The sequence below is a fragment of the Bradyrhizobium centrolobii genome, assembly GCF_001641635.1.
Classification (GTDB): domain Bacteria; phylum Pseudomonadota; class Alphaproteobacteria; order Rhizobiales; family Xanthobacteraceae; genus Bradyrhizobium; species Bradyrhizobium centrolobii.
In genome coordinates this window covers 62,328-77,623 of record NZ_LUUB01000078.1, presented here as the reverse complement: position 1 = coordinate 77,623, position 15,296 = coordinate 62,328, and the positions used below count along the sequence as shown (strand labels likewise).

16 protein-coding genes are annotated in these 15,296 nt (G+C 64.5%); 8 read left to right on the top strand and 8 right to left on the bottom strand.

The window, feature by feature from the left end; genetic code table 11:
- Positions 1–63: 63 nt before the first annotated feature.
- A complete protein-coding gene (locus AYJ54_RS25110; RefSeq protein WP_063702999.1) occupies positions 64–1,281 on the bottom strand; it encodes an MFS transporter in 1,218 nt (405 codons plus the stop codon).
- Positions 1,282–1,593: 312 nt separating this feature from the next.
- Between AYJ54_RS25110 and AYJ54_RS25105 the strand changes: the two genes are divergently transcribed.
- Positions 1,594–2,268, top strand: a complete 675-nt coding sequence (locus AYJ54_RS25105) for an HAD family hydrolase (RefSeq protein ID WP_063702997.1) — start codon at positions 1,594–1,596, stop codon at positions 2,266–2,268.
- Positions 2,269–2,343: 75 nt separating this feature from the next.
- On the opposite strand, the gene AYJ54_RS25100 is transcribed toward AYJ54_RS25105, so the two are convergent.
- Positions 2,344–2,823: a GNAT family N-acetyltransferase gene (locus tag AYJ54_RS25100; protein ID WP_063702995.1), complete on the bottom strand. Its 480-nt coding sequence runs from the start codon at positions 2,821–2,823 to the stop codon at positions 2,344–2,346.
- Positions 2,824–3,062: 239 nt separating this feature from the next.
- On the opposite strand from AYJ54_RS25100, the gene AYJ54_RS25095 reads away from it, so the two are divergent.
- Both AYJ54_RS25095 and AYJ54_RS25090 read left to right on the top strand, forming a co-directional pair.
- A complete protein-coding gene (locus tag AYJ54_RS25095) occupies positions 3,063–4,214 on the top strand; it encodes a zinc-binding dehydrogenase (RefSeq protein ID WP_063702993.1) in 1,152 nt (383 codons plus the stop codon).
- 123 nt (positions 4,215–4,337) lie between these two features.
- Positions 4,338–4,859 carry a hypothetical protein gene (locus AYJ54_RS25090; RefSeq protein ID WP_063702991.1) on the top strand — a complete coding sequence of 174 codons (522 nt, stop codon included), beginning with the start codon at positions 4,338–4,340 and terminating at the stop codon, positions 4,857–4,859.
- 13 nt (positions 4,860–4,872) lie between these two features.
- On the opposite strand, the gene AYJ54_RS25085 is transcribed toward AYJ54_RS25090, so the two are convergent.
- Positions 4,873–5,226: a cupin domain-containing protein gene (locus AYJ54_RS25085; protein ID WP_063702989.1), complete on the bottom strand. Its 354-nt coding sequence runs from the start codon at positions 5,224–5,226 to the stop codon at positions 4,873–4,875.
- A 387-nt stretch (positions 5,227–5,613) separates the two neighbouring features.
- Between AYJ54_RS25085 and AYJ54_RS25080 the strand changes: the two genes are divergently transcribed.
- Positions 5,614–6,033, top strand: coding sequence for a VOC family protein (locus tag AYJ54_RS25080; RefSeq protein ID WP_063702987.1), 420 nt, complete (start codon positions 5,614–5,616; stop codon positions 6,031–6,033).
- Positions 6,034–6,042: 9 nt separating this feature from the next.
- Here AYJ54_RS25080 and AYJ54_RS25075 read toward each other — a convergent pair whose 3' ends face one another.
- A complete protein-coding gene (locus AYJ54_RS25075) occupies positions 6,043–6,582 on the bottom strand; it encodes a hypothetical protein (protein ID WP_136623918.1) in 540 nt (179 codons plus the stop codon).
- 269 nt (positions 6,583–6,851) lie between these two features.
- Here AYJ54_RS25075 and AYJ54_RS25070 point away from each other — a divergent pair, with 269 nt between their 5' ends.
- Positions 6,852–8,807, top strand: coding sequence for a DEAD/DEAH box helicase (locus AYJ54_RS25070; RefSeq protein ID WP_063702983.1), 1,956 nt, complete (start codon positions 6,852–6,854; stop codon positions 8,805–8,807).
- Positions 8,808–8,876: 69 nt separating this feature from the next.
- Here the strand turns inward: AYJ54_RS25070 and AYJ54_RS25065 are convergent, their stop codons facing one another.
- Positions 8,877–9,404, bottom strand: coding sequence for a GNAT family N-acetyltransferase (locus AYJ54_RS25065; RefSeq protein WP_063702981.1), 528 nt, complete (start codon positions 9,402–9,404; stop codon positions 8,877–8,879).
- Between the two features lie 146 nt (positions 9,405–9,550).
- Between AYJ54_RS25065 and AYJ54_RS25060 the strand changes: the two genes are divergently transcribed.
- Complete coding sequence (locus AYJ54_RS25060; protein WP_063702979.1) at positions 9,551–9,940, top strand: COG4315 family predicted lipoprotein; 390 nt, start codon at positions 9,551–9,553, stop codon at positions 9,938–9,940.
- Between the two features lie 72 nt (positions 9,941–10,012).
- Here AYJ54_RS25060 and AYJ54_RS25055 read toward each other — a convergent pair whose 3' ends face one another.
- Complete coding sequence (locus AYJ54_RS25055) at positions 10,013–11,146, bottom strand: DJ-1/PfpI family protein (RefSeq protein WP_063702977.1); 1,134 nt, start codon at positions 11,144–11,146, stop codon at positions 10,013–10,015.
- A gap of 549 nt (positions 11,147–11,695) precedes the next feature.
- Between AYJ54_RS25055 and AYJ54_RS25050 the strand changes: the two genes are divergently transcribed.
- Positions 11,696–12,187: a phasin gene (locus AYJ54_RS25050; RefSeq protein ID WP_245329123.1), complete on the top strand. Its 492-nt coding sequence runs from the start codon at positions 11,696–11,698 to the stop codon at positions 12,185–12,187.
- A 274-nt stretch (positions 12,188–12,461) separates the two neighbouring features.
- On the opposite strand, the gene AYJ54_RS25045 is transcribed toward AYJ54_RS25050, so the two are convergent.
- Positions 12,462–13,250 carry a Crp/Fnr family transcriptional regulator gene (locus AYJ54_RS25045; protein WP_063702975.1) on the bottom strand — a complete coding sequence of 263 codons (789 nt, stop codon included), beginning with the start codon at positions 13,248–13,250 and terminating at the stop codon, positions 12,462–12,464.
- A 228-nt stretch (positions 13,251–13,478) separates the two neighbouring features.
- Positions 13,479–14,033: a PAS domain-containing protein gene (locus AYJ54_RS25040; RefSeq protein ID WP_063702972.1), complete on the bottom strand. Its 555-nt coding sequence runs from the start codon at positions 14,031–14,033 to the stop codon at positions 13,479–13,481.
- 455 nt (positions 14,034–14,488) lie between these two features.
- Between AYJ54_RS25040 and AYJ54_RS25035 the strand changes: the two genes are divergently transcribed.
- On the top strand, positions 14,489–15,295 hold the full coding sequence (locus tag AYJ54_RS25035) for a rhomboid family intramembrane serine protease (RefSeq protein WP_082905848.1): 807 nt from the start codon (positions 14,489–14,491) through the stop codon (positions 15,293–15,295).
- The last annotated feature ends 1 nt before the right edge of the window (position 15,296 follow it).

Genomic DNA, 15,296 nt, shown 5'->3' with positions numbered 1-15,296 from the left:
ACAACGATGAGCGTGCGGTGGGGAGACGCCGGTGTCAACCGGCTGCGTCGTAAGGCTGCGCCCTCATGCCTTCTTCGCCGCACGCTGGGAGAGCAGGAGCAGCAGCGCCAATAGCGCCGCGGCCGAAAGCCCGAGCGACCAGTGGATGCCGATCGCCGCGCCGAACAGGCCGACGGTGATGCCGCTGAACGCCCGCATCCCGAGCCCGGCCATGTTGTAGAGGCCGACGACGCGGCCGCGGATATCGGGCGGCGCGTTCAACTGCACCAGCGTCTGCGCCATCGTGTTGAACGACAGCTCGAAGAACCCCGCACAGAACAACAACACGATCGCAACCGGGTAGATCCGCACCGAAGCGAACCCGAGCAGCGCCACGCTCCACAGCATGGCCAGCATGATCGCGGTGCGCGGCGTGCCCTTGAGCCGTCCCCAGGATTCCAGCGCAATGCCGGCCAGCAGCGCACCGGCCGCGTCGGCCGCGAGCAGCACGCTGTAGGAGACGCCGGGATCGCCATGCCCGAGGTCGCCCGCAAAGCCCGGCATCTGCGCGTGATAGGCGTTGCCGATCATGAAGGAGGTGAGCCCGGCAAGCCACGTCATCGCGGTCAAGACCGGCTGCGTCCCGATGGCGCGGATGGTCAGAACGATGTCGGCGAGGCCACGGACGGCGAAGCGCCGCACGGCGATGCTCTTGTCGCGCACGGGCGCCCAGAACAGCCAGAGCAGCATCGGCAGGTAGAACAGCGTGTTGAAGATGATGCCGTGCGAGGTGCCGAGCGTCAGCATGATGACGCCGCCGACAGCCGGACCGACCAGGATGCCGAGATAGCGCGCCATCGCGTTCAGCCGCACCGCACTCGGCAGGTCGGCAGGTCCAACGAGGTCGTAGAGCAGGAGCTGGTTCGGCGTCTGCCACAACACGCCGGCGCAGCCGTGGATCACGAGCAGCAGCATCGCGTGCCACATCTGGATCGTATCGGTGATGAAGAAGAAGCCCCATCCGCTCGAAGCCACGATGAACAGCAGCATGCCGCACTGGATGATGCGGCGCGGATCGAACCGGTCGGCGAGGCCGCCGACCACGACCGAGAACAGCAGGAACGGCAGCCAGTGCGACAGCACGGCGAAGCCCGCCAGCGCCGGCGAATGGAATTTCTGGAACACCACCCAGTAGCTGATCACATGCTCGATGTTGTCGGCCATCATCGCCAGCACGTAAGCCACGAACTGGAGGCGGTACGGCACGGACTTCATGGCCGCGAACGAGCCGGACGCAACCATGGGATTTTGGGGAAGGGGGTTCAATCGATCACCTGGGCAGGACTTGGCGGGCCTTACACGTTCGTCGCCGAGCGCTCAAGACACTTGGATGTGTTGCGCCCGTAGCCCGGATGGAGCGAAGCGAAATCCGGGACCGCCGGCCCTGCATTCCGCCTTGCTTCATGCGGGCTAGGAAGCGCAGCGCTCGCTTTGCATCCTCAAGACACCTCAGCGGCTTGGACAACGCGATTCGCATCGTAAGATTCCGAAGCCAAACGTGAGTTGCGACTCTCATCGCCGGCTCTCAATCTGCACGCGGCTGGGAAGGGCAAAATGAGCAAGGCGATCATTTTCGATTTCGACGGCGTCATCGCCGACAGCGAGGTGCTGTCCAACACCGTCCTGGCCGAGATCGTGACCGAACTGGGGGTGCCGACCACGGTCGAGGATGCCTATCGCGACTACATGGGCAAGCGGTTTCACGAGGTGATCGCCGCCATCGAGACTACGGTCGGCCGAACGCTGCCGCCGTCATTTGGCGAGCATTACCAGGATCGCACCTTGACGCGGTTCAGGCACGAGCTTGCGCCGATTGAAGGCGTGCGGGACTTCATCACGAAATTCGTCGACCTGTCCCGCTGCATCGCGTCGTCCTCCTCGCCGGACCGGCTCGCCGTCTGTCTCGAGGTCCTGGACATGGCTTCGCTGTTCGAGGGGCGGGTCTTCAGCGCCTCCAACGTCGCCAGAGGCAAGCCGCACCCGGACATTTTCCTGCACGCCGCGGCCGAGCTCGGAGTGCCGCCGCGCGACTGCATCGTCATCGAGGATAGCGCGAGCGGCGTCATCGCCGGACGCGCGGCAGGCGCAACGGTCATCGGGTTGCTTGCCGCGGGTCACATCCGACAGGGCCACGCCGCAACGCTCAAGGACGCCGGTGCAGATTATGTCGCAGCTGATTATCTTGAAGTTGAGCGGATCGTGGGCGGCCTGCTCGCCGACCAGAATTGATCCGCCGTAGCCCGGATGGAGCGAAGCGAAATCCGGGACCGCCGACCCGTTACCCCATCTACAAACAGATCCGTCCTAGACCAGCGCCTTGACGTAGACCGCATAAGGCACACCAAAGATATCCGGCGCGTCGCAGACCTTGGTAAATCCCATGCGCAGATACATCGGCAGCGCGATCGTCATGATCGGCGTCGTATGCAGCGCGATGACCGCCGACCGGTCGCGCTCGGCGCGGCGCAGGCATTCTTCGGTCAATTGCCGGCCGAGACCCTTGCCGCGGGTAGAGGGGTCGACCACCAGCATGCGGATGATCGGCCAGGCCGGATCGAAGAACGCCGCCTTTGGCTTGTTCGGACCGACATAGGCCACGGCGCCGACGACCCGGCCATCGTCCTCGGCGACGATGATCTCGCCGGTTCTCGAAAGCTCCGCCATCCGCGAGACGTTGTTCGCCATCGCCGGCCAGTCAGAATAGTGGGGCGCAAACTGCGTGAACGCGGCCAGGGCGACGCGCCCCACGGCTTCCGCATCTGTCGGCTGATAGTCACGCAGCATCGGCGTTGTCCTCGACGGCAGCGAGCAGGCAGGGCCGGGTAGCCCCGATGAGCGGAGCGATATCCGGGGCAGCTGTCTCCCGCAAATCGCGGAGCCTGTCATCGGGCGGCGCTTTGCGCCGACCCGTTGGCTCATGCGGGCTGCGAACAAGCGCGGCTTGGCACGAACGCGCATCTCACATACGCTTCACCTCAGCCCGCACCAATCAAATCATAACAGGCGGGCGGCGAGGACACACCATGGAAGCAATCCGCGTCTGCACCCACGCAGGGCCGGGCAGCGAACCCGTCATTCGCACCGTGCCGTGGCCGAAGGTCGGCAAAAAGGCCGCGCTGATCAAGATCGGCGCGTGCGGCGTCTGCGGCACCGACCTGCACATCCTCAAAGGTCATTGGCCGAAGCCGCTGCCCTGGCCGTTCACGCTCGGCCACGAGCTCGGCGGCGTCATCGTCGAATGCGGCGACGAATTTACCGAGGATTTCATGAGCAAGCCGCTGACAGTCGGCTCGAAGGTGATGATTCCGCCGCTGATGCCCTGCGGCCGCTGCTACTACTGCATCCATTATCCGGCCACCGCCAACAAATGCCTGACGCCGGTCTATTATGGCCGCTATCTCGGCTTCGACAAGGCGCCGCATCTGTGGGGCGGCTGGGCCGAATATGTCTACGTCGATCTCGATATGCTGCCGGGCACCAAGATCTACAAGCTGCCCGACGACATGTCGCTGCGGCTAGGGGCGCTGTCGGAGCCGCTCACCTCCTGCATCCGCGCCTTCAACCGCGCCGCGCGCGCCGGCGGCTTCACCTGGGGCGACACGGTGGTGATCCAGGGCTCGGGCCCGATCGGCATTCTGGCGGTCGCGGCGGCGCGGGAGATGGGGGCGGGCCGCGTCATCTGCGTCGGCGCGCCGGAGGAGCCGCGCCTCAGGCTCGCGCGCGAGTTCGGTGCGGAAGCCACGGTGAACATCGAGGAACTGAAATCGCCACAGGACCGCATCGCGCGCGTGCGCGACATCGTCGGTGGCTTCGGCGCCGATCTCGTGATGGATTGCTCGGGCCATCCTACCGCCGGTCCCGAAGGCATCGAGATGCTGCGCGATGGCGGCACCTACGTCGAAATGGGCCAGTTCACCGACGCGGGCTCGATCGAGACCTCCTGGCACCGCATCTGCACCAAGGACCTCAACGTGCTCGGCTCCTGGGGCTTCACCGGTAACGACCTGCCGCTCGGCGTCGATATGCTCTACCGCACCCGCGACAAACATCCGTGGGCGAAGATGCAGACGATCTATCCGTTCACGGAAGAGGGCGTCGCGCAGGCGGTGAGCGATGCGATGGCGATGAAGACGGTGAAGTCGACGATCGTGCCGTGGCCGGAGCTGGTGGAATGATGGAGGTCAAAACGCGCGGAAGCCGGTCGAGGCCCAAAAAGTTCCATCGGGAATCCGCGAGTTATCCATGCTAAGGTGAAACTTAGGCCCAAGTTCCGGCTTTCACTTTGCGGGAGAGGTGCCGTGAAGCGAATCCTGAAACCCGTCACTTACGTCCTGGCTGCTATCTACTTCCTGGTGGACGCGGTCTTCATGGCCGTCGCCCGGCCGATATCGCGCTGGGTTGAGCGGCATCTGGAGCTGAAGCGATTGCGGGCCTGGATCAGATCACTGCCACCTTATCCTTCGCTCGCCTTGTTTTCCGTGCCCGTGATCATCCTGGAGCCGATCAAGCCCGTGGCAGCGTACCTCGCCGCAACGGGCCAGATCCTGAGCGGCGCGGTGACTTTCATCATCGGCGAACTCCTCAAACTCGTGCTGGTCGAGCGCCTGTTTCATCTCACGCGCGACAAGCTGATGAGGATTCCTGCTTTCGCCTGGGCCTATGGAAAGTTCGCCGAGGCGAAGGCCTGGCTGCAGGCGACCGAGGCCTGGCGTGCCGTCCGCGCCCTGGGACGCAGTGCGCGCGACCGTGTCGCGCAGATAAGGGCAAGGCTCGTCGGCGGGTTCAGCAAGCTGGCAATCTTTCGCGACAGCGCCCGATAGCGCCGCCGTTGCCTCAGGCAAGCTTGCGCGGCGCGGCGGTCGCGTGATCCCCGGTGTTCGGGGTGCCGGTCGGCTCAATCAGCAGAAGATGAACCTCCTCGCGCGCCACAGGGCGATGTTCGACCCCTTTGGGAACGACGTAGAGCTCGCCCGGACCCAGCGTCACCGTACGATCGCGCAATTCGATATCCAGAATGCCTTTCAGGACCAGGAAGAAATCGTCGGTGTCGTCGTGCTTGTGCCAGGTGAATTCTCCCTTCACCTTCACGACCATCACGTCGCAATCGTTGAAGGTCGTGACCGTCCGCGGAGACCAGTGGTCGTGAAAGGTCGAGAGCTTGTCGGCGAGCGATATCCTGTCACCCATATGTCATCCCTGTCGCGTTTCGATCTCATCGAGGAGCGATTTGGGATCGCACGGCTGCCGCGACAAGGGGCCGTTGATGGCATCTCGCGCAGCCGGACTAGATTGCGCGGTATGTGCCTTTCCATTTGACGTTGATGCGGCTAGCCTTGCACCCCTCGCCAGCGCCCGCAGATGCCATGAACCGATACTCCGAGACGTCAGAATCCCCGATCGCCGACCTGATCCCCGATCTCGACCGGCTCGCCGCAGAAACAATGGCCATTTGGAAGGTGCCGGGCGCTGCGCTCGCGATCGATCGTCTTCCACCAGCCGAATGGCACCTTCGTCGCCGATCGTGTGGTTGAGGAGAGCGCGGAATGATGGATGTCCAGCAATGGCTGAAACCCGATGAAGGAGCCATCAAGCGACCCCGCGTCGCGCTCGCCCTTCGGCGCTATCAGTGCAATCGACTACACCGTCATTTTCGCGCGCGACATGGCGGCGATGCGCCGCTTCTATGGGGACGTTCTCGCCTTTCCGCTGCTGCGCGAGCTGTCGCCGAACTGGATCGAGTACCGCGTCGGCGCCAACACCCTGGCGCTGGCAAAGCCGAGCCGGACCGCGGCCGATGCGCGGACGCCGGCGGGCAGCGCCTCGCTTCAACTGGCCTTCAAGGTGTCCGCGGCCAAAGTCGATCAGTGTGCCGACGAACTCGTGCGGCAGGGCGTGGCGCTGCTGGCGCCGCCGACGGATCAGTCCATTGGCCATCGGACGCTGTTTTTCCGCGATCCCGACGGCAATCTGCTGGAGGTGTTTGCCGAGATCTGAGAGCGCGGGCTAAGCCGTCGGGGCGGCGCCCTTCGCACTCCCTGCATCGAGGTCGCTCTCCTTGACCACTGTCGCGCCCACCACCTTCGTGCCCTCCAGCTCCCGCACGATACGCTCATCCGGACCAACTATGCCGAGGTCGAATTCGCGATCCGGCGTGACGAGGATCATGCGCTGGCCGACGATGACGACCACCGTCATGTCGTTGGTCTCACCCTCCGCCGCCCAGGCGCGGATGTCGCCGGCGTAGGGCTCATTGCGCCAGGCGTCGGGAAATCCCGGGTCGCATCGGACTTCGATGCCGTCCTCCGACGTGGTCAGGACGAGCTTCGACCGGCTCGGCTTCCACCGCGCGTCAAGGAGATCGTTGACGAGCCAGAGGCAGGCAAAACTTTCGCATTCGGCCGGCCGGCTGGCGTAGATCGCGCAGCCGCGACCCGGCTCGCAATGCGGGCACCACGCGTTCACCGGCTTGGCCAGTGCCTCGATGGCCATCACCTTGCAGCAGAACGTGCAGTCGCCACAGCTTCGGTTGACGGAAGAGGTCACCTGGACGCCCCTGACATATCCGGATCGCACACAAGCTAAACCGGTTCGTGGAGAAAAGCCTCCGATTTGTCGCCGACGGTAGGGCAGAAGTGGTGCCGCCACTGCCGACATCGCGCATCGCGACACGCCATAGGCATGGTGATTTGCCCTCGCTTGGCGTAAAGCGACCGGATCAAAACGCCATATGCGGCCGGCCGCTTGCCGGGTCCGCAGCTTCAGGTCACTCGGCCCGCCCTTCTGTGCCTGAATTAACCAAGGTTTTCCATCTCGTGTCATTCCCGACCACCAGTCCGCCGCTCGCCCGAGCTTTGGCCGAGCGGAACTACGATCGTCCGACTCCTGTTCAGCTTGCCGTGCTCGCGGACGAAGCCGTCGGCCGCGACCTTCTCGTGTCGGCGCAAACCGGCTCGGGCAAGACCGTCGCTTATGGACTGGCCATCGCGAGCAATCTTCTGGGCAGCGCGGAGCGGTTTGAGCGGGCCGCGGCTCCGCTCGCCTTGATCGTGGCGCCAACCCGCGAGCTCGCCTTGCAGGTCCATCGCGAACTTGCCTGGCTTTATCAACATGCGAATGGGCGCGTCGTCTCCTGCGTCGGCGGCATGGATCCGCGCCGCGAGCAGCGCGAACTCGCCGCGGGCGCCCACATCGTCGTCGGTACGCCGGGGCGATTGTGCGATCATTTGCGGCGCGGGCATCTCGACATCTCCGAACTGACAGCTGTCGTCCTCGACGAGGCCGATGAAATGCTCAATCTCGGTTTTCGAGAGGACATGGAATTCATCCTCGAGACCACGCCCGACACGCGCCGCACCTTGTTGTTCTCGGCGACGTTTCCGCGCGGCATCGTTGCGCTGGCCAAGCAGTATCAACAGCAGGCCTTTCGGATTGAGGTCGCGGGCGATGAAGGCGGTCATGCCGACATCGAGTACCGCGTCATCCGGATCGCCCCCGGCGATGTCGAGCACGCGGTCGTCAACGTGCTGCGCTTCTTCGAGTCGCCGAGCGCTCTCGTGTTTTGCAGCACCAGAGATGCCGTGAGGCATTTGCAGGCAGCGCTCCTGGAGCGCGGCTTTTCCGTGGTCGCTCTCTCCGGCGAATTGACGCAGAACGAGCGAACCCAGGCGCTCCAGTCGTTGCGCGACGGACGTTCCCGCGTCTGCGTGGCGACTGATGTCGCGGCGCGCGGCATCGACCTGCCCAGCCTCGACCTCGTCATTCAGGCCGACCTGCCCAATGACGCGGAAGTCATGCAGCATCGCTCGGGGCGCACCGGACGTGCGGGACGAAAGGGTGTCAGCGTCCTGCTGGTGCCGCCCGCACGACGGCGGCGCGCGGAACTGCTGCTGAATCTGTCCGGCATCGACGCCGTCTGGGGGACGGCGCCTCAGGCGGATGAAATCCGCAGGCTCGATCATGAGCGCATGCTGAAGGACGCCGTGTTCACCGAGGAGACGACCTCCGACGACCTGATCCTGGCGCGGGCACTGTTGGCCGAGCGGTCGCCCGAGGATATCGCCGCGGCGCTCGCGCGGCTCTATCGCGCGCGACTCCCGTCACCCGAAGACATCATCGATCCCGGCGAGCGAAGCGGCCGGCCGCGTGACGATCGTGGTCGTGACAACGTCCGGGCCCCGGGCGACCATGATCGCCCCGCCAGGCCCGGATCGAAATCGGGAAAATCATCGTCGCGTCACGGCATGGCGGAGGCCAGCGTCTGGTTCCGGGCCGCCATCGGACGAAGAAAGAATGCGGAGGCGCGCTGGCTCTTGCCGATGATTTGCCGTCGCGGCGGCATCGACAAGCGTGACATCGGTACCATCCGGATCATGGACACCGCCACCGAGTTCGAGATTTCCGAGCGGGTCGCGGAATCCTTCGCCGTCAAGATCCGGCGACCGGACAAGGAAGACAGCATCCGCATCGAGCCGCTGGCGGAGGCGCTCCAGCGTCCAGCACCTTCGGAAAAGCAATCACACGCGCCTCGGCGCGACACCGGCGGCAGCGATCGCGATGCGCGTCGCGGCGATCATTCTCGCGATGCGATCGGAGCGAGGCAACAAGACAAGCATCACGGCGAACGAGGGTCGAAACTCGACGGCGAACCGGCTTTCGAGAAAAAGAAGCATCGGAGCAAGTCCGGCCGCGCCGGACAGCCGCATCAGGCAAGCGCGTGGCCTACGAAGGGCGCACCCGGAAAGAAGGCAAGGAACAAGCGTCGAGGCTGAACTACTGCCGCAAAGGCGCAGGACAGCCAAGGTGAGCAAGAGCAATGCCCCCGGAGGGCGCCGGCGGCATTATCTCAGAGAGGCGCTGCGCGGAGCGGTGAGATCGCGGAGCATGTAGGTCGCGCGCTCGCCATAGGAGTCGAGTTTTCTGCGCAGCTTCGCATCCGCTGTCACGGCGCGGAAGCCGAGGCGCTGCCAAAGCTCGCGCGTGCCATAGACCGAGACCAGCGCGAGCGACGTGATGCCTGACGATCGCGCCAGGCCTTCGATCGCGGCGACATAAGCCCGCGCTGCACCGCCGCCGCGAAAGTCGGGCAGCATGGCGACGTCGTGCACGTAGAGACAGTCCGCATCGTCAGGCAGTTGTTCCAGGAAGCCGTCGAGCGCTGGGATCTGATGCTGCGTCCAGGGGTGCGAGAGCCCGTAGCCGACGATCTCATTGCCCGCGGCCAGCGCAAGGCAGCCATCCGGGCAGAGCTGCATCTTCTCCGCGAGCACCTCCGGCCGCTCCGGAAGATCGGGGTGGATCCGTTGCGCGATCGCACTGATCGCCGTGAGGTCGGACGCGCGTGCGTGGCGCCAATGCGGCTTGCTCATGTGGATCTGTCGTTCCGTGTCAATCATTCCAGTTTATTCCGCCAGGCCGCCCCGCGCAGCGAAAAAAATCTTCGCCGCCGCTCGAGGAATACGATGCGGCGCGCGGCGTCCTATTCGTGCAAGCCAATTGCATGACAGGAGATACCATGAAGACGTCGTCGATCCGCCTCGCACTCACGCTCGCAGCATCGCTGTTGATTGTTCCCGCCGCCTTCGCCGCGCCGCCAACCAAGACAGGCAAGACCGACAAGGGCAACGTGCTCACGGACGCCAAGGGCATGACGCTCTACACCTTCGACAAGGACGCGGACGGCAAGTCGGCCTGCAATGGCCCGTGTGCGACAAACTGGCCGGTGCTGAGGGCCGATGCGAGCGACGCGCCTGGCGAAGGCTACACCATCATCACGCGGGACGACGGCTCCAGGCAATGGGCCTACAAGGGCAAGCCGCTCTATACGTTCGCAAAGGACCAGAAACCGGGCGACGTAACCGGCGACGGATTCCTGAACGGCGCCTGGCATCTGGCGATGCCGTAGCGATTGCGCGTGCAGGCGCCGTGCGTCGCCCTGCTGATGCAGGCGACGCACATCCAGCGCCCAACAGTCCGGCTATCGCGGATATTCGAGCTGCATCGCGACGAAATCGGCCGTGCGCGGTCCGTAGCGTGCGTCGATCGCCACCAGCGTCTGGTCCAGCGCCTTTGCCGGTGGCAGGGCGACGGTGGCCGGCAGCGTGTGCTTCGCCGGCCAATCGGCTGCGACCCTGTCGGGCAGGATGCCGAGGCCGCCGCGGCTCGGCTGCGCGTCGGCCGTGGCGGCGAAGGTGAGGGCACGTGAGCGATAGGTCCGTGACCACGCATCGGCGATCAGCGCGAGCGACACCTCGTCGATGCCGGGTGTCAGCGCGATCCCGAGTTGCTCAGGGCTCCAGAATGCGAGCGTGTTTGCGATCGCCGTCAGCGCGAACGGGCGCGTGAACCGGAATGCATCGCTGCGGTGGCGCGCGTCCCACTCGGCAAGGCCGATGTCGCGGGCTACCGCCTCGGCCTTGGCGCGGCCGGCGATGGCCTCGATCAAGGTGAGCGCCATCGGCATGGATGCGGTGATCCCGGTCGTCGTCGCGACGCCGCGGTCGACGACCAGCCGGCGGTCCGCGACATAACGGATCGCGGAATGCTTTTGGAGATCGCGCACGGAATACCAGTGCGTCGTGGCCCGTTTTCCGTCGAGCAGCCCGGCGTTGGCGACGACTTTGGCGCCGACGCAGACGCCGATGATGATAGCGCCCTTGGCGGCCTGAGCCTTGATCCACTCCAAGGCCACGGCATCATCCTCACGTGTCATTGCGGGCACGATGACGTAATCGGCGCCATCGGGGTGCGCGGCGTCGAATTGCGCGATCGTCGCGTGCGGCTGCACTTTCAGCGCAGGATAAAGCGTGACGGGTCCCGGCTGCGTTGCCAGCGTGAGGACATCGGCGACATCGGCGCGCGCAAGGATGCCATACGGCATCAGATAGTCGGTGGTCTCGCTCATGTCGTTGATGCCGACGATGGCGATCAGGGGACGTTGCCGCTTCGGTGGCTTCAGAGCGGCAAGCGTCGCCTCAGACTCCTCTCTTGATATTGCAGGCGCAGTTCCGCGCACGGGCGAGCCGGGCAGCAGGAACAGCCAGGCTCCTCCGATCGCCAGCAGCAACGCCACGCAGCCGAGGCCGCTCCACGCCAGAATGCGCCAGCTCATGATGATGTCGCCCGATGTTCGTTGCCTTACGCCGCGCGGAAGCTACTCGCTCGCGATGGCATCGGGAATGACGCAAATCCGGCAAAAACGGTCATGCCAGCAAGATCATTTGGCGCGCGACCGGCATCTCGCGCGCAGACCGACGATGATTAGCGCAGCCCCTTCGGTGACGCTCACCGGCGTGCGAACTGCGGCCGCTCCGCAAGTGGCAGAAGGGCGGGCTCAAACCCCTTTGGGCACCCGGGCCTTCTGAATCGCTCAGTATCCACCTCGCGTTGGCGCATGCGATCACAGCAACCTCAAAGACGCAAAATGCTGCCCGCCCCTGCTTCGCCGCGTCAACTGAATTAATTCAGGCGGAGAGTCCGAAAGCGAACCGAAGCTTCGACTTTCGTCGGTCATAGTTGGCTCTGGCAGGGAGCGAGAGCGGTACATCCGCAGCAGCATCCTACCACCGTGAAAGAGTAGGGGCACTGGTTTCCGGTGCAGCACGCATCTGGAAGCATCGGGGAGTCTTCAATCCATATCTGGTTTCGCTTGAAAGGATGAATGCCCGTGAATGATGCCAATGTGAAAGCCGAAACGAATGCCGCTCCGCTGAGTGGAGCGCCCAACGGAAGTGCAAAGTTCAAGTTCGACATACCGTTCTTCAACATCCAGGCGATGTTCGGCGATCTCGCCGAGCAGGGCGCCACACGGGCCAAGGCAAATTTCGAGCAGATGAAGGCGACGTCCAACGAGATCACGGAAGCTCTGTGCGACGCCTGTTCAACCAACGCCAAGCGTACCGCTGACTACGGCACCAAGCTCATCGAAATATCCAACACCAATACCGCCTCCACGCTGGAATTCCTCTCCCAGCTTGCGGATGCGAGGTCGTTTTCGGATCTCGTGAACCTCTCCGCCACCCATGGCCGCAACACCTTTGAAGCGGCTTCCAGCCAGAACCGGGAGCTTTGGGTCCTCGCCCAGAAGGTCGCGACCGAGACGGCCGAGCCGATCAAGAAGAGCCTCAACCGGGTTCTGCATAGGGCTGCTTGAATCGAAGCTATTGGCCGCGCGCTGGACGAGCGTCTTCGCCAGAAGAGACGCCGTCCAGCCGATGGCGGCCCGTCCCTCACTGTTGAGGTGATGCCAAGCTGGAGGAAATCAGGATGGGTATGGTGATGATCAGGTGCCCCGAAACGGGAAGCGCCATTCCGACAGGCATCGAGATGGATCGCGAAAGGTTTCGATGCAGTGCAGTCTTCTTTTCGCGCACCTATTGCAGGATGTGCGAGGCGACGCATGAGTGGTTCGCCAGAGAAGCCTGGGTCTACGAATCGGTCTTGGCGAAGGGGAAGTCCGGGGGCAGGGAGTTGTCCCGCGCCGGCGCAGTGTGAAGGAGCCTCACGGCATCCCGCGAAACGATCCGATCGATCCTGCGGCTCATCACCTTGTAGCACTCGCATGCGACGGCCTCGAGCCGCCGCCTGTCGATCTCGAGTTGGCCGCGCCGACTGGATTTGATGGCCCTTGACGCTCGAAGTGCGCTCACGACGTGCGTCACTGTCGTGCGCCGCACACCCAGCAATTCCGACAACGTCTCTTGTGTCAGAGGCAGGACGTCACCGCCATCCGACCGGTCGTGAATGTGAAGCAGCCAGCGGGCGAGGCGCGCTTCGACGGAGTGCAGTGCATTGCAGGCCGCAACATGCTGGAATTGCGCCAGCAGCGCCTTGGTGAGAAGCTGGACCGCGCTTGCGAGCGCGGGACTGCGTTCGAGCGCTGCATGAAATCGGGCGGGCGAGATCTGCAGTGCGGTCCCGGATACGCGGACAACCGCTGTCATGGGCATTCGGACGGGGCCGAGCGCCGACATGAATCCGACGGCGCCCTCGTTGCCGATCACCGCGGTTGCGGCCGTCTGCCCGTTCGGCAATTCCATGATGAGGGCGACAGCGCCGCTGCAAGGGAAGTAGAGGTGTTCGATCCGGTCGCCCGAGCGAACCAGGACCGCGTCGTGCTCGAGAGGTACTTTCCGCAAATGTGGCGCAAGCAAAGCAAAATCGGCCGGCGGTAACGCAGCTAACAAGCGATTACCAACTCTGGTCGCGTGCTCCATCACGGGAATCGTCCCTCGACGGAGGCCCGGCGGCGATCGAGCGCATCTTCTCCGACCGAGCCGCGTTGCCGCGCAAACGCTTGCAACGGCAAATAGTTAAACGCACTCTAAAAGGTAAGGTTCCGACGTCGGATCGCAAGCCGGGGCGTCTCACTCCCATCTCACTCGCGCGGCGAAAATCAGGGGCGGCCGTTTGCAGGCGTTGCGCGCCCGACACGAGGATTGCTGCTACCTCAACCCCTCATACACCATCAGTCCGCGCGCGATCTGCAGCTTGCGGATGGCGCGCGGCAACAGTTTCTCCGGTTGGTGCAGATAGCGCCAGGAGGTGAGGGTGAAGGCTTGAAGCGCGCCGCATTCGTCGTCGAACGGCGCGAGCACGCCGGTCACGCTCACCGGCGTGTGCGGACGGGCGTTGAACGGCAGGAGTAGGAGCTCAAGATGCGCCTTGCTGCCGTCCTCGCGCGCGGCGGTGAGGCCGGCGATGGCGCCGAGCGTCTCGTCGGCGACGACGGTCGTGATCTCCTCGATCTCGGCGCGACACGCCTCGGTGAACAGCGCGGCAAAACTCTGGTCCTTCAGGTCGCAGCCGGCGAGCGCGCAGACGCGGGTGCCGGCGACGCGGAACGGGAAGCCGAGCTTGGGCTCGCAGGACAGCACGAAGATATCTCCGAGCAGGCCGCGTACGGCGGCCGGATCGATATCGGCGCGGTCCGGTGCCCGCGCGGCGCCGCGCTTCGTGTCCCAATAAGCGAAGAATTCGCGGCTCGACGGATGTTTCATGTCTGAACGCTAACCCCGGGGCGCTACCTCGCGGCACAAACCTGTGCCGCTTCAGTGCACCCGCGATCCCTTTCGTTGTTGTGCAGGAGGGGATTTGCAGCGTCCATGCCGCGCGCACGTTTTCGGCCCCGCTAGGGCCGCCTTTGCGTCGTTAACGTTAAATTAACGATGAGCTTTGCGCGGGCCGCACGCCTGCTATGGTGATCGCGATCGCAAGCCTCGCCGCTTTCATCCAGGTTCTCGGCGAGGCCTGTACGCAAGGCGTCAAACAGTTTGGTCACGGGTCGCGGGGAGGGGTGGGGATATTCCTTATTCCTCTAGGTGCCGGAAGGCCGACATGGACAGGGAGGGCTTTCCCAGGGCCCTCCCTTTTCCGTTTGTGCACTTGCACAGGGTAGGCAAAGGCGACTATCTCCAAGCCTGTCGCTCCGATCGCGCCTGAAAGCGAAGCACCCTTGGACTCCCCGCCACATCTCCCGCCGGACGAGCCGGCCGCAATTGAAGAGGCTCCGCACGAGCCGGTCCTGACGCTGCCGCTCGCGCTGACCGCCTACGTCATCCTGCTGGCCGTGATCCATCTGCGGGTGCTGTTGCCACCCGATCTGGAGAACTGGACCATCGACGTCTTCGGCTTCATCCCGAAGCGCTACGATTCCTCGCTGTTCAACCTGCAGATCCCCGGCGGCGCGGGCGCGAAAGTCTGGACCTTCGTCACCTATTCGCTTCTGCACGCCAATCTCACCCATCTCGGCTTCAACGTGCTGTGGCTGTTGCCGTTCGGCAGCGCGCTGGCGCGGCGCTTCGGCGCGATGCGGTTTTTCGTGTTCATGGCGGTGACGGCCGCGGCCGGCGCGTTCGCCCATCTCGTAACCCATGAGCATGCGGTGGCGCCGATGATCGGTGCCTCGGCCTCGGTGTCGGGCGCGATGGCGGCGGCGATCCGCTTTGCCTTCGTGCGGGGCAGCTTCCTGTCGTTCAGCCGCGCCGATGCCGATACCGCCGCGAAGGTTCCGGCGCTGCCGCTGTCGCGGGCGCTGCGCGACGGACGGGTGGTCGCGTTCCTCGCGGTGTGGTTCGGCGTGAACATCATCTTCGGCGTCGGCGCGCTCGGGGTCGACACCGAAGGCGCGACCGTGGCCTGGCAGGCCCATATCGGTGGCTTCTTCGCAGGGCTGTTGCTGTTCGCGCTGTTCGATCCGGTCCCGCGCGCGCGAAGCGATGCTGCGGATGCGTCATCACAGGACATTTCGAACCGTATTTGAG

Bases quoted from the DNA above. Each gene is read 5' to 3' on its own strand.
- AYJ54_RS25110 (WP_063702999.1), bottom strand. From the start codon at position 1,281: ATGGTTGCGTCCGGCTCGTTCGCGGCCATGAAGTCCGTGCCGTACCGC.
- AYJ54_RS25105 (WP_063702997.1), top strand. From the start codon at position 1,594: ATGAGCAAGGCGATCATTTTCGATTTCGACGGCGTCATCGCCGACAGC.
- AYJ54_RS25100 (WP_063702995.1), bottom strand. From the start codon at position 2,823: ATGCTGCGTGACTATCAGCCGACAGATGCGGAAGCCGTGGGGCGCGTC.
- AYJ54_RS25095 (WP_063702993.1), top strand. From the start codon at position 3,063: ATGGAAGCAATCCGCGTCTGCACCCACGCAGGGCCGGGCAGCGAACCC.
- AYJ54_RS25085 (WP_063702989.1), bottom strand. From the start codon at position 5,226: ATGGGTGACAGGATATCGCTCGCCGACAAGCTCTCGACCTTTCACGAC.
- AYJ54_RS25080 (WP_063702987.1), top strand. From the start codon at position 5,614: ATGAAGGAGCCATCAAGCGACCCCGCGTCGCGCTCGCCCTTCGGCGCT.
- AYJ54_RS25065 (WP_063702981.1), bottom strand. From the start codon at position 9,404: ATGAGCAAGCCGCATTGGCGCCACGCACGCGCGTCCGACCTCACGGCG.
- AYJ54_RS25060 (WP_063702979.1), top strand. From the start codon at position 9,551: ATGAAGACGTCGTCGATCCGCCTCGCACTCACGCTCGCAGCATCGCTG.
- AYJ54_RS25055 (WP_063702977.1), bottom strand. From the start codon at position 11,146: ATGAGCTGGCGCATTCTGGCGTGGAGCGGCCTCGGCTGCGTGGCGTTG.
- AYJ54_RS25050 (WP_245329123.1), top strand. From the start codon at position 11,696: ATGCCCGTGAATGATGCCAATGTGAAAGCCGAAACGAATGCCGCTCCG.
- AYJ54_RS25045 (WP_063702975.1), bottom strand. From the start codon at position 13,250: ATGGAGCACGCGACCAGAGTTGGTAATCGCTTGTTAGCTGCGTTACCG.
- AYJ54_RS25040 (WP_063702972.1), bottom strand. From the start codon at position 14,033: ATGAAACATCCGTCGAGCCGCGAATTCTTCGCTTATTGGGACACGAAG.